The sequence below is a fragment of the Vibrio sp. 03_296 genome (assembly GCF_002265885.1).
Window position 1 is genome coordinate 1 of sequence record NZ_NPKW01000046.1, and the last position, 13,553, is coordinate 13,553.

Consider the following 13,553-nt stretch of genomic DNA (forward strand, 5'->3'; position numbering starts at 1 on the left):
CCCTTGGTTATGCCTGATTTACCTATACACACTTCCCGTCGAGGCATTGGGCTGTTCTATCTATTGCTAGGTTACCCAAGTTGTACAGGCCTACTATCAGGTTTCTGTTCGTCACAACCAAGTTTTGCCGTTTGCTTCCTTTAGGTTTCACCTCACGGTGAACACCCTTGCATAGGCTAACGGTTCTCGCTCGACTGAGCCCGTAGAGGACTTTCACCTCCTAGATCAACGCCATGCTCGGCGCACAATAAAAAGGCGAGCCGATTGGCTCGCCATTCACATGACTTACTGATGCTTACAGTACTCTGACAACTCGGAATCCTGCAAAGTTTGCTGCAGAATCAGGAGAAATAAATAACTGAGATTCCGCTTTTGCTTTTTCAGGAGAGAAGCTCCAAGCACCGCCTTTTAATAAGCCTTTGCTGTCTGCGGTCCACTCCCAGACGTTACCAACCACATCATAGAGGCCAAAGCCATTGGCACTAAATGATTTCACTGGAGAAGTACTGTTATTTGACCAAGGAGTTCCGCCCCATCCTGTATTAGCTTGGCCCGAACCAAACTTCTCGCCCCACCAATACTCGGCTTCCGAGCCTGCTCTCGCTGCGATCTCCCACTCGTCTTCGGTAGGCAATCGGTAGTGGTAGCCTGTTTTGTCGGACAGCCAGTTAACGTAGGCGTTTGCATCATTTTGACTGACACAGACAACCGGAGAGTTTTCTTGCTGACTGAAACCCGGATCACGCCAGTATTTGTTGGCTATAGGAGTGATCGCCGCTTGTTCGATACGAGTACAGATTTTGTGTAATTCAGCATCTGTCTGATAGTTACTTTGGTCAACAAAAGCACGGAACTGTGCAACCGTAATCGGCGTGGTGCTTATCGAAAATCCACGATTCAAACGAACTTGCTTACCCGCACGCTCACCGACCATATAAGTGCCTTCTGTCACGACCGCCATTTCCGGTGCTGGTAACGAACCCAAGTTATCCGCAAACGTCTCACCCGTCTTGGCGACATTGCGTTTTGCTACTAGGTTTGCTCTCAGTGCTTGGTCTTGGCTAACCATCAGATCGGTACGGAAGGTACTGTAGCCTTCTTTCTCAATGCTGATCTGGTGATTGCCCATCGGCAGCATAATCTCAACGGGGGTGGAGCCGTACTTCACGCCATCAATCAAAACGGTATCACCATATTGATTGGAACGAATGGTCAGCGTATGCCAAGCGGTTTCGGTCACTTTTTCACCGTCAACGACCTGACTTGGAGAAAAACAGTATTTTGAATCAATGTTCAGCAGCTTACACGGCGCATTTTCAGCCGGTCGCGTGTTTAAAGAAACCTTGAGAATTTGCGTGTATTGATTCTCACCAGAAAATTCAGCTTTCGACGACTGGTGCTTCAATACATGGATATTCAGAGCCGCTTGCGATTGATTCTGCTTGGCCAATTTGGCTTCGGTTGTTCCATCGATCAGTTCGTTTTGATACTGACGAACCGCTTTTTGCAGCGCTAAAGTTGTTGTTTGTTTCGCACATTGTTCAAGTGTCATATCGCTACGACAAGTATTGGTGAACGATACGGTGAGATCCCCTTTCTGGCTGATTTCACTGCGTATGGTCGCAATACGAGCACGTTGACGTTCTTCTTGAAGCTGTGCAATTTTGCCACGAATCACCGTTTCTTCTGCGTTAATCGCAGCCAATTCGCTTGCGAGTGTTTCATGCGTTTGACGCGCTTCGAGCTGCTCGCTTTGATTCTGCTTGACCTTAGACCAAGCGGACTGATAGGCACTCTGAGCAGGCATCAAATCAAAATCAGGCGTATCACTTAAACGTTGATAATCTTTCTCAAGCTGTTGCTTCGCCTTATCGAGTCGCGCAACAAGTTCAGCCTCTTGTTGTTTCAATCGCTCAAGCTGCTCTGCTTGGTTATTCAACTGATTCTGTTTAGCCGATTTCTTCTTTTCCGTATCGCTAAGCAACGTGTTTTGGGTGAACAAAGCGTCATCAACAACCACCACAGGGCTTGCTTCTTCCGCCATCGCAGGAATTCCAGCAACAACAGGCAGCATGGCAAGTGTAAGTGCAGAAAAAACTAAACGCATGATAAATACTTCATTAAAACTTAGGGAACATGCCAAATTATCGAAAAATGGCGTTTAAATAAAAATGCGAAAGCAGGGTTACCCCTGCTTATCTTCAACCAACTTGACCCAAACGGTATCGGTCGAACCGACATAAATCTCACGATTATACGTTTCATAGCCCGGTTTCGACACCGTAAAACGATGCTTGCCTTTAGGCAAGAGCAATTCGACTGGCGTACTTCCGTAGCTAACACCGTTGATCGTCACCGCATCATTGTACTGATCCGATCTTACCGTTACTGTGACCCAATCTTTTTTCTCTTGCTTTGATGAGTTACTGCTTGCTGATAAACAGTAGCGGCTTGATACAGAAAGTAGTTTACATGCTGCCGTTGCTTCTGGTTTCGCTTGAAGCTGAGCCTGAATACTCGTGCTATACGCACCATTGCCTGAGAAGCCACTTTCAATCGTTTGACTCTCTTGAACGTGGATGTTTAACTGAACACCTTGCAAGTTTTGCTTCGCCAACACCGATTCCGTCAAGCCTGACAAAAGTTTATCTTTAAAAGTGTTTACGGCTTTTTGCTTGGTGAGGTATTTGCCTTGGCTAATACACTCTCCTATCGTCATCGTTGATGAACAAGTCGTCGTGTAACGTGTTTCTAGTACCGCGCTTTCGCGAAGTTCTGCTTCCAAACGTTTTACACGCGCTTCAACGTGAGACTCTTGTAAGTTCGTGTATTCACTGTTTAAGCGTGCCAACTTCTGTTTTAGCTGAGATAAACGAGATTCGCTTTCTACGATACTTTGATCACTCTTGAGCTTTTCGTTTTGATTCTGTTTCAGCGCTTCCCAAGACTCTTGGTATTTTTTCTGAAAAGAAACAAGGTCAGTATCTGGATCTTCCAGTAAACGAGCATACTGCTTATCAAGAGCAGATTTCGCTCGGTTACGTTTCGCTTCCAGCTCTTCAGCTTCTCGCTGCAAACGAGCGTTGTCGCCTTTCAATCCTTTCAGTTGACTGCTTTCTTCGCTGTATTGCTCTTCTACTGCTTTGATCTCTTGTTGTTTTGCATCGATTTTTTCATCAACGGCGGCAACTGGATCGGCCTGATTCACCTCTTCTGCCAACACAGAAGATGCCCATGGAAAACTTAGCGCAAGCAAAAGCGCTGGGATTGGACGTATGTTCATAGTTCCCTGCTCAAATAACGTTACATTCTGTACGTGCAAAACGAGATAAGCATCTCGTTAATCTAAACAAACCTTCCTTCTAGTACCGCGACAAATCCGTACTTGAGAAGAAGCTCAAGAGCTCTGCTAATTATTAGAAACGATCTCCTGAAAAATCATTGTATATCAATCCTGTTGAGAATATTGTTTTCAAAGTCTAAACCAAATCACACTTTTGAGCTAATTACATAATTTTATCGCTCAATTTTACTCCTGCTGACAGTAATGGCATCAAGAAACAACCAGTTACATTACGAAAACTATTGAATAACCGAGCATCGTTTGATGTTCAAAAAATCAGCATTATTAGCAAAAACTGTGTTTCCAAGTGAAACCACACCAATATCTCTCTATAGAACATTTAACACAAAACGCCTAGTGAGATAGCTCAACAAGTTGAAAGCGTGAGCTAATCAAAAAACCTATCCACCATCTCAGCCTTAAGCCATGCTCAACTAGAGGGCAATCACAATTTTGGTTTTGCATGGTGTTTTATTATTGAAACCGCTATTCTTCTGCACCTTCTACCCAAATAACGTCGATATCTTCAACTTGTCGCGCGGCGAATCTATACCCAAATTGCTTGGAGTTACAGGTAGGCAGCAAGTGAGTGAATCCCCATGAACATAGATGAACTATGTGATTGGGCCGGGCTGGCGTGCCAGTGAACGAACGTAGCCAACACCGCTGCAGCTTCAAGCTAGAAGGGGATATTCATTTTCGCTCAGCCAAGCATCTCTCCGTTATTTGAGTATAATAAACGCTATGGCTTATTTAGACGATTAACCAAATGAAATTTAGAACATTTCTAATACTAGCAGTAGTCACACTTTTTGCAGGTTGTGCCACCTATGCTGGGCTCAACTATGACCAACTGTTTGGCGAGGCTGAAGTGCGCGACCGAACCGAGCACATTCAATCGGCTCAAAGTGCGTTTTTTATGCACGATGTCAAACCCATCATCGAAAACCGATGTGTGGTTTGTCACGCTTGCTACGACGCGCCATGTCAACTCAAGCTCTCTTCCGTAGAAGGTATTGACCGTGGCGCAAGCAAGACGCTCGTTTATCAAGGGACTCGTCTTACAGCCACGGCACCTACTCGCTTGTTTGAAGATGCGCAAACCACGCAAGAGTGGCGTGATGCAGGCTTTCATCCTGTGCTCAACGAGCGTGCCCAAACTGGTGTTGCCAACATTGATGCTGGCTTGATTGCGCGATTGCTGCAACAAAAGGAGCGTCATCCCCTTCCTCAACAGGACCAGCTTGAAGGATTTGATTTTTCGATTGATCGCGAACAGACCTGTCCGACGATTGAAGAATTTGATCAGTACGAGCGTACCAACCCAAGCTGGGGAATGCCCTTTGGTATGCCAAATCTTTCGGCCAAAGAACACCAAACGCTCATGGCTTGGCTGGAAAATGGCGCGATCATGAACGATCACATCCCGCTCACTCGTGAGCAGGCGGCGGAGATCACGCGATACGAGCAAATGTTCAATAAGAGTTCGCGTAAAAACCAGCTTGCCGCACGTTATATCTACGAGCATCTTTTTTTATCGCACCTCTATTTCTCTGAGTTAGAGGGGGAACCTCGCTTCTTTACTATGGTTCGTTCGTCCACCCCACCAGGCGAACCCGTACAGCGCATTGTCACTCGTCGCCCCTATGATGATCCGGGTGTAGAACGTGTTTACTACCGAATCATTCCCGAGCAAGGCACGATTGTCGATAAGACACACATGCCTTTCGCTCTCAATAGCCAGCGAATGAAGGATTGGAAAGCGTGGTTTATTGACGCAGATTACGTCGTCGAGCAGTTACCAAATTACGATCCTGAGATTGCGGCCAATCCAATGAGTGCTTTTATTGACCTCCCAGTGAAAGCACGCTTTAAGTTCATGCTAGATAACGCACAAAACACCATTATGGCTTACATAAAAGGTCCAGTGTGTCGCGGGCAGTTGGCACTGAATGTGATTAACGATCGTTTCTGGGTTTTCTTCCTCGATCCTGACAAAGCGGATATTCCTGAGGTTAACGAGTTTTATCGCTCACAAGCCGATAATCTAAAACTACCGGGCGAACTTGAAAGTAATACCCTACCAGTCACCAATTGGGTCAAATATTCGACACAACAAGCTCGCTATTTAGAAGCAAAATCGGAGTTTATTAACCATTGGTTTAAAAATGGTACGCATCTCACCACCGACATCATATGGGATGGTAATGGCACTAACCCCAATGCCGCATTAACGGTGTTCCGTCACTTTGATAGTGCCTCTGTGGTACAAGGATTGGTGGGTGAGAAGCCCAAAACGGCCTGGGTTCTCGACTACGCTTTGCTAGAACGCATCCACTACTTGTTAGTGGCGGGTTTTGATGTGTATGGCAACTTTGGTCATCAATTAATCACTCGCATGTTTATGGATTTTCTTCGTTTAGAAGGTGAAAGTAATTTCATCGCCTTGTTGCCCGCAGACATACGCCATCAAGAGCAATCCAGCTGGTATCAACAGCAAAACCGCCAACTGAGCGATTTCTTGCAGCGCAATGTGGCGCCCTTTAGCCAACCAACTAGCGTTGTATATAAAACCGATGATCCTAAGTCCGAGCTGTTTGACATATTACGCCGTCAAGTGAGCCCAATCCTGAATACACGCTATGAGATTGTCGATACTGGCATGAGCGTGAAAAACGAAGCATTGCTGAAGTCATTGAATTTGGTAAAAGGTGAAAAGCTGTTGCCTATCCCGCAAATTACCATGTTGATGGTCAAAGCAGATACTGGGAAAGAGCAGCTTTATACACTGCTTCATAACAATGCACATTTGAACATCTCAAGTTTGTTTAATGAAGAGAAAAATCGTGACCTAGCGAACGACAGTCTCACCATAGTGCGTGGCGTTGTCGGGAGCTACCCTGCGGCATTCTTCTCGTTAAACGAAAACCAAGTGGCTGAGTTCGTCCAAATCATTACTTCAATGGAATCTGAGCAAGACTACGTTAAGTTATTGGATAAATTTGCGATTCGTCGTAGCTCAACCAATTTCTGGTCGTTTAGCGACAAAGTTCATACTTGGTATCGCAACGATCAACCTATCGAATTTGGATTGCTTGACTATAATCGTTTTGAGAACCGATAGCACAACCTAACGTAAAGGAGGTTCCCATGAGTATCCGAGATAGAATCGAAGCTCTGGAGCAACAAATTTACGTCGCTTGTTCTGAAGGTGATTATGACACCGTGAACATGTTAGAGAGCAAATTAGAACGCCTAAGAGGGCGTGTTGAGCATCCATTTGATGACGACCCTAACGCGCTGGATACCCAATTTGATTGGGACAGCGACAATTAACTGGGTAAATATCGGGCATAAAAAAGCCTCCGTTGATTGACGGAGGCTTTCTTTTGGCCGGAAGCTGCTTGGAAAACGCTATTGAACCAAGTTCTTCAGTGCGTGATAACTTAGCTCAACACACTCTTCCAACGCTTCTTTTTCGTTGAGATAGAGACTCATTGGTGAAGAGTGGGTTTCAATTGTTTTGCACAACGTCATTAACTTATTTAGACCCAAACTGCCTGCACTGCCCTTAAGTTTGTGGGCTAGCCCTTTAACTTGCGCTTCATTCGCCTCATTGGCAGCGCTCACTAAAGCTTGAAGAATTTCATCGCTGCTGCTTTTGAACAGTTCGATGATTTGTCGCATTTTGTCAGCACCAAGCACCTCCATATCGGAAAGCACCACTTGAGGATCCATCAGATTGCTATTCTGAGGTTGAGCAATGCTTGAGCAAACGTCACCGCTCGTTGCCGTGTCTTGACTTTCTACGCACACCAGTACTTTTCCTTCTAACATTTTTTGAATCAGCGCTGAAAGCGCTTCTTTTTCCAGTGGTTTTGCAAGGAAACCGTCAAATCCTGAGGCTAAATAGCTCTCCACTTCCTCATTAAATACGTGAGCAGAAACCGCAACCATAGGTGTTTTTCTCTCACTTGATTGCTCTTGCTGCTTTAAACGTTGGATCAAATCCGTTCCATTACAATCAGGCAGATTGATATCAACTAACGCAATATCAAATGACTGCTGCTCAAACAACATTTGTGCTTCTGCACCATCTTCCGCCATTACCACGGTATGACCCAAGCTACTGAGAAACCCTTCCGCAACAATACGGTTCACAGCGTTGTCTTCAACCAATAGGATCGTCGCTTGTCGGTTTTCAGTTTCGAGCGGACAAACAACGGGCTCAACGGCATCGCAAGGCGTCAAAGGCACGGTGAACCAAAAACGACTGCCTTCGCCCTCTTCCGACGTCATTTCCATCTGCCCACCCATGGCTTGAATGATGCGGCGACTGATCGCCAAACCCAACCCTGTACCACCCGCGGCTTTTTGCCCACCACTGGCTTGGGTAAAGGCATCAAAAAGGGTCGCCTGCTCTTGTTGAGCAATGCCGATGCCAGTGTCAGTGACTTCAAACTGAACCACATTCTCCTGCTCGAGATCGAGGCTAACGTAAATATCCACCGCACCTTGGTGAGTAAATTTAATCGCATTACCAACAAGATTGTTGAGCACTTGACTGATGCGTGTGACATCGCCACGCCAATAATGGTTAACATCACTCTCGATATGGTAGGAGAAGGTCAGCGATTTCTCGGCGGCTCGGCTTTGCATCAGTTGGAAAGTGTCTTCCACCATTTGATGCAACTCGAAGGCGGATTCTCTAATCTCAAGATGCCCAGCTTCAATTTTGGAGTAATCTAAAACATCGTTCAAAATGGCCAGGAGATTTTTACCACTGCGATTGATGATATCGGCATAACGCTTTTGCAACGGATTCAGACCGGAGTCCATCAGCAAGCGAGCGGTACCCAGTACGCCATTCATTGGCGTGCGAATTTCATGGCTCATCGTGGCCAAAAATGCCGATTTCGCTCGGTTTGCTTGTTCTGCTAATGAACGCGCTTTGGCGTGATTGAGCACTTCGTGATTGAGTTTCTCATTGGTCAGTTGTAACTGACGCGTGCGCTCAGTAACGAGCTCTTCTAAGTGTTCTTTGTGCTCTTGAAGCTCTTTTTTTGCTTTGGCTTCCCCTTCAGCAACGATTTTCAGTGCTTGAGCCGTGTTCCTTGCCGTGATGATCGCCTGCCCCATATGCGCCAGCTCGTCATTGCCCCGAACTTGAAGCTCAATATCGAGATTGCCTTGGGCTACTTGCAACAACGCCGCCGAATATTCCGTTAAACGCGTCACCACTGAAACATAAACCACTCGCCAAACAATCACGATGGCGACGATGAGGCCAGCGAGTGAAATCACCGTTAGAATGAGCTGCGCTAAGTTCAGTGTGCGTGTTAACTCCGACACGGCTTTTGTCGTGGTCTGATTTGAGTCGTCCACAAGCTTATTGACGGTACCGTTGAGCTCAGAAAAAAGCGCGAGGTTTTGCTGCATAAGCTTCTGGGATTCTAGGTTATTTTGGTATTGTTGCCCGAGGATGTTAAACACGACTTGGCGCTTGCCCAACTCAGTAAGTAAGTTGGACATTTGCGCAGAGCGAGTAGGATCTTCCACCGCTTGAACTCGGCGAACCATGATTTTGAGGTTGGCATCAAACTCATTACGCACATCATGAATGCGATCAATATTGGAGAGTGTACGTGCTTCTTCGATCTGGTTGAGCATTTTGAATGCGAGCAGATGCAGCTCATGCAATCGTTCGGAAAGATCAAGGTCAACCTCCACCAAGGCATCAAGCGCTTGGTAAGCTTGAGGAATTTTGTTTGACTCCAATAAGTCATAGATATGTGTCACATTCGCAACCGCAATGGTGCTGGTATTGAGCACTTGAGTGCGCGTCAGTTGTTCAAGCTCTTCGCTGAGCAGACGCATCTCTTCAACTCGGCTATCAATCTCTTTTGCTAACCACAGTTTTTTCTCCACTGATACGCCTAAGTCGGCCAAGTTATCGATCACACTTTGCACATGAGTTTCGAGCCGCTCCAACAATAGCGGATCAAACGACTCTCCACCGCCAAGCGCTTTAATATGTGAAAGTAGCGACTCCAACTGAGAAAAAAGTTCTTTCCCTGACTGTTTTCGCTCCACTTCATTTTTGGCGTTTGATAAGGTTTGGACCGATGCAATAATACGCGAGCTGAGCTCAGAGACTTGTCTTGCTTCAATCATGGCGGGAATAGCCGTATCAACGACATTGCGCTCTGTTTTTGCCACGAACGAAAAGCCCGATACACCAATTAACGCTGATAACATCACCAACATTGCCATGGCGATGAACGAGAGTAACAACTTCCGGCCGATACTCGCTGTTGCTAATAACATATTTTTCTTAACCTTACACAACGGCAAACAGCAGATCAGCATTGGTTCGCCGGGGAGAATACGCTATATTCTGCTACGTAACTTCCAACGATGCCAATGAACCTTGCTGCATGTTAAAGACTAAGCACACTTTTTTGCACTGTTTGCGCAAAACTTTACCACTTTCCCTTCCAATTCTATTTTCTACCCCTGTTTATGCGGCGGAAAAACTCTGTGCGATTTATCCACATTTAAAAGACTCTTACTGGCTTTCTGTCAATTACGGCATGGTGTCTGAAGCGGAGAAGCAAAAGGTCAATCTACGCGTGTTAGAAGCGGGAGGCTACCCAAACACTGCCAAACAGCAGCAACAACTGATGCTATGCAGCAAATGGGGGGCGGATGCTATCTTGCTTGGTACCGTCGACCCCATGGCGTTTAACGAAAACTTGCAACAGTGGACAGGCAGTATTCCCGTTTTCGCAACTGTAAACCAATTGGAGCTCGATGAAACGCAAAGTAAGAATCTGAAAGGCACCGTCGGCGTGGATTGGTATTGGATGGGTCATCAAGCGGGTCAATACTTGGCACAGAAACACCCTGCTGGCTCAGGAACCAAAAATGTCGTGTTATTGTTAGGCCCCAAAAGCAGTGGCGGGACCAAGCCCGTCGATAAAGGCTTTAGAGATGCCATTAAGGGCAGTGATATCCATATCATGGAGAGTTTCTGGGCGGATAACGACAAAGAGTTACAACGTAACTTAGTGCAGCAAGCGATCGACACACCCGATGTTGATTATCTCGTTGGCAGTGCGGTGGCAATGGAAGCGGCGATCAGCGAACTACGTAGCGCCAATAAAACAGGCCAGATTGGTTTGATTTCTACTTACCTCAGCCATGGCATTTATCGTGGCCTATTACGCAATAAAATTGAGTTTGCTCCGACGGACCAAATGGTGCTGCAAGGGCGCTTATCGGTGGATCAAGCGGTCAACTATTTACGTCATAAGCCATATCAGATTCACAGCTCACCAACCATTGAGCCTCTAACACCAAACACGCTGAACTTCTCAACTATTGAAGACTCTTTATCGCCATCCGAATACAGGCCAATTTTTGACGTCAAAGCAGTTGAATCTCAGTGACGATTTATGCTTAATTATTTTCGAACCGAATCAGGTAACCATAACGGAAACATTTGATGCAAAAAACAACTCGCACGATGCCAGCGCATAAACACATTGCATTGGTTGCACACGATAACTATAAGCCTGAGCTGCTACGCTGGGTAAAAGAGAACAAAGAAAAATTGCAGAGCCACTTCTTGTATGCCACAGGGACAACTGGCCACATGCTTAGTCGCGAAACCGGGCTTGCGATTAAAAGTATGATCAGCGGCCCAATGGGCGGTGACCAACAGCTTGGCGCTTTAATCTCAGAAGGCAAAATCGATATGCTGATTTTCTTCTGGGATCCACTGAATGCGGTACCGCATGATCCCGATGTAAAAGCGCTGCTGCGCATTGCCAGTGTATGGAATATTCCAGTGGCAACCAACCGTGCAACGGCAAAATTCCTTTTTGAATCGCCATTGTTGAATGAAGAAGTTAACGTCGAAATACCTGATTACCAAGCCTATTTGGCAGGCCGCACCTAATTCTTCTTTCTGAGTGCCTCAACAATCACCACCGCTAAAATCGGTGGTTTGGGGATGACAATAAAAATGCCAGCAACTCAGTTGCTGGCATTTTTATTTGTTCTTTCGCGCTGAGTTTTCCTTCGCGACCACACTTATCTAGCTGTTGTGTTTCACCACTGGGTAGTCGTTTTCCAACAGCTCCTGAACAAATCCGGAACCTGCACCACTGTGTGTGATCCAAACTTTCTCTTTGGCGCGAGTTAACGCCACATAAAACAAGCGTCTCTCATCGGCATACGCAAAGGTGTCTGAAGATTGAGTTAGTGCTCCATCAACATGCAGCTGTTTTTTCTTGGCAGGGAACTGCCCTTCATCAACGCAAAGAATAATCACGTAATCCGCTTCTTTGCCCTTACTGGCGTGGCAAGTCATAAAGTTGAGCGACAGGTTTTTGAAGCGTTTGACCCAATCATCATAAAGGTCCGGTTTGTGATAGTGATTGCGACCAAGTAGTAGCACTGATTTCTGCTTGTCCGACTTTCTATCCAACTGATCGAGGATCTTTTCTACCGAGTTACTTGGCGCTGTGTGTACTGCTTTTTGTTTCTGCTGTTTGTGACTCTGCAGCGTTTTCTCCAGTTGTCGTGGATTCGCCTGAATAAATCGATTCGCCACCTCTCCAATCATATTATTAAAACGATAAGTGGTATCAAGGTGATGCACCGTTGAGTGCTCAAAGCGCTGTTGGAAACCCGTGGTTAAATCAACATCCGCCCCAGCAAACTGATAAATCGCCTGCCAGTCATCACCGACGGCAAACAAAGAGGCGCCTGGCTGCTGATGGGTTGTCTCGCATAGCGCTTCAACCAAGGCAAGCCGATCGGGTGAAATGTCCTGATATTCGTCGACCATAATGAAACGCCAAGGAGAGACAAACTTCCCTTCTTTGACGTATTTCGTTGCACGACTGATCATGGTTGGAAAATCGATCTGCTCGGTCTCTTTCAGCATTTTTTGCCATGCGCTGAAGCATGGCCAACACAGTGACAGTTCGCTGTTCAAACGCGTGTAGTCTGGTAATTCGACCAAACGCTCTTGGATCTCTTTCTTACTAAAACCCAGTGACGCAAATTGAGTCAGCTGCCTGTCCAGCCAAGCAATCAACTTGGGGTTTTCTGATTGGCTGCCCAACTCATCATCCCCTGTGAGGTAGGCAATCGGCCATTTGGTTAAATGTTTTTGCCAACGCTTGAAGTTGGTTGGGGTCATCCAATGCTTTTTCAGCCAATCCACACACCATGCTTGACGCAATTTGTCATCCAAAGCGATAGGAGAAATCTCAACAGGCTTACTTTCCACTTGATGAATGATCGACAGGCCTAACTGATGGAAAGTAGACACACTGGTGTTTTGCGCGGCAAGTCCTATTTTATCCACCAAGCGCTGTTTCAGCTCCTGAGCAGCATCACGACCAAACGCCAACAACAGCATTTGTTCATCTGTCGCTTGATGGCTTTGTAATAAATACGCCACCCGGGCGGTCAACACGCTGGTTTTCCCTGAACCTGCCCCAGCCAAGACGAGATTGTGATCATCATTCAGCAACACCGCATGTTGCTGAGAAACATTGAGCGGCGAAGATTCGATTTGATTGAACAACACTTCCCAATTTTGCCTTTCCTGTTCAAGCCAAGACAAATTGCGCAGTTGAATCGCTTGCTCTCCATCAAGTAGCCAGCTTTCCATCGCAGCCACTCGCTCTGGCAGTCGCTGTTTCGCTTCATCAAGTGTCATGTTCATCTCTTTTAATTGACCATGAACATCGCGAACCCAAGTGTCTACGGTTGAATGCGGTAAATAAGCCGGTAGATAGATTAAACGGTGTAGCCCGTCTTCCCAAATCGGCAAATACTGACTCAATTGGCGACATTGCTGATCGTGCCACTGTTGATATTGCTCCACCGCATTCCGAGCAAATTGTTTGCACTCTGGCCATGGAAGACCTTGTACCAGCCAGCTCTGCTGCTTACCTTCGACCGGATGCGCAAAAAACTGCAACGCCCCCCAAAACAAGCCTCGTTTTACGTGAATCTCACCATTCCAAACCGTAAATGGAATGTGCTCCTCGCTTCCGACCGATACCAAGAGGAGAGACTGACCTTGCAATTCGACATGGTGATACTCTTTTTGGATAAAAAACTGGGCGGTTTTATTGGCCGTTAGCAGCATGGATTCATTTCTCTTACTTCTGAAATCAAGGGTTTC

Annotated in this window: 8 protein-coding genes; 4 read left to right on the forward strand and 4 right to left on the reverse strand. The window is 46.2% G+C overall.

Annotation, left to right across the window (positions count from 1 at the left end; all coding sequences use genetic code 11):
• Positions 1-295: 295 nt before the first annotated feature.
• Positions 296-2,107, reverse strand: a complete 1,812-nt coding sequence (locus CIK04_RS03760; RefSeq protein ID WP_026050714.1) for an SUMF1/EgtB/PvdO family nonheme iron enzyme — start codon at positions 2,105-2,107, stop codon at positions 296-298.
• 78 nt (positions 2,108-2,185) lie between these two features.
• Positions 2,186-3,283 carry a PEGA domain-containing protein gene (locus CIK04_RS03765; protein ID WP_017422591.1) on the reverse strand — a complete coding sequence of 366 codons (1,098 nt, stop codon included), beginning with the start codon at positions 3,281-3,283 and terminating at the stop codon, positions 2,186-2,188.
• A gap of 829 nt (positions 3,284-4,112) precedes the next feature.
• On the opposite strand from CIK04_RS03765, the gene CIK04_RS03770 reads away from it, so the two are divergent.
• Together CIK04_RS03770 and CIK04_RS03775 are read left to right on the forward strand one after the other, a co-directional pair.
• A complete protein-coding gene (locus CIK04_RS03770; RefSeq protein ID WP_097352600.1) occupies positions 4,113-6,467 on the forward strand; it encodes a fatty acid cis/trans isomerase in 2,355 nt (784 codons plus the stop codon).
• A gap of 26 nt (positions 6,468-6,493) precedes the next feature.
• Complete coding sequence (locus tag CIK04_RS03775; protein WP_011081109.1) at positions 6,494-6,679, forward strand: hypothetical protein; 186 nt, start codon at positions 6,494-6,496, stop codon at positions 6,677-6,679.
• A gap of 78 nt (positions 6,680-6,757) precedes the next feature.
• Here CIK04_RS03775 and torS read toward each other — a convergent pair whose 3' ends face one another.
• On the reverse strand, positions 6,758-9,670 hold the full coding sequence (torS, locus tag CIK04_RS03780) for a TMAO reductase system sensor histidine kinase/response regulator TorS (protein ID WP_039466637.1): 2,913 nt from the start codon (positions 9,668-9,670) through the stop codon (positions 6,758-6,760).
• A 110-nt stretch (positions 9,671-9,780) separates the two neighbouring features.
• On the opposite strand from torS, the gene torT reads away from it, so the two are divergent.
• Together torT and CIK04_RS03790 are read left to right on the forward strand one after the other, a co-directional pair.
• Positions 9,781-10,794, forward strand: a complete 1,014-nt coding sequence (torT, locus tag CIK04_RS03785) for a TMAO reductase system periplasmic protein TorT (RefSeq protein ID WP_050987527.1) — start codon at positions 9,781-9,783, stop codon at positions 10,792-10,794.
• 56 nt (positions 10,795-10,850) lie between these two features.
• On the forward strand, positions 10,851-11,306 hold the full coding sequence (locus CIK04_RS03790; RefSeq protein WP_017422587.1) for a methylglyoxal synthase: 456 nt from the start codon (positions 10,851-10,853) through the stop codon (positions 11,304-11,306).
• A 138-nt stretch (positions 11,307-11,444) separates the two neighbouring features.
• Here the strand turns inward: CIK04_RS03790 and helD are convergent, their stop codons facing one another.
• On the reverse strand, positions 11,445-13,517 hold the full coding sequence (gene helD, locus CIK04_RS03795; protein WP_097352599.1) for a DNA helicase IV: 2,073 nt from the start codon (positions 13,515-13,517) through the stop codon (positions 11,445-11,447).
• Between the last annotated feature and the right edge of the window lie 36 nt (positions 13,518-13,553).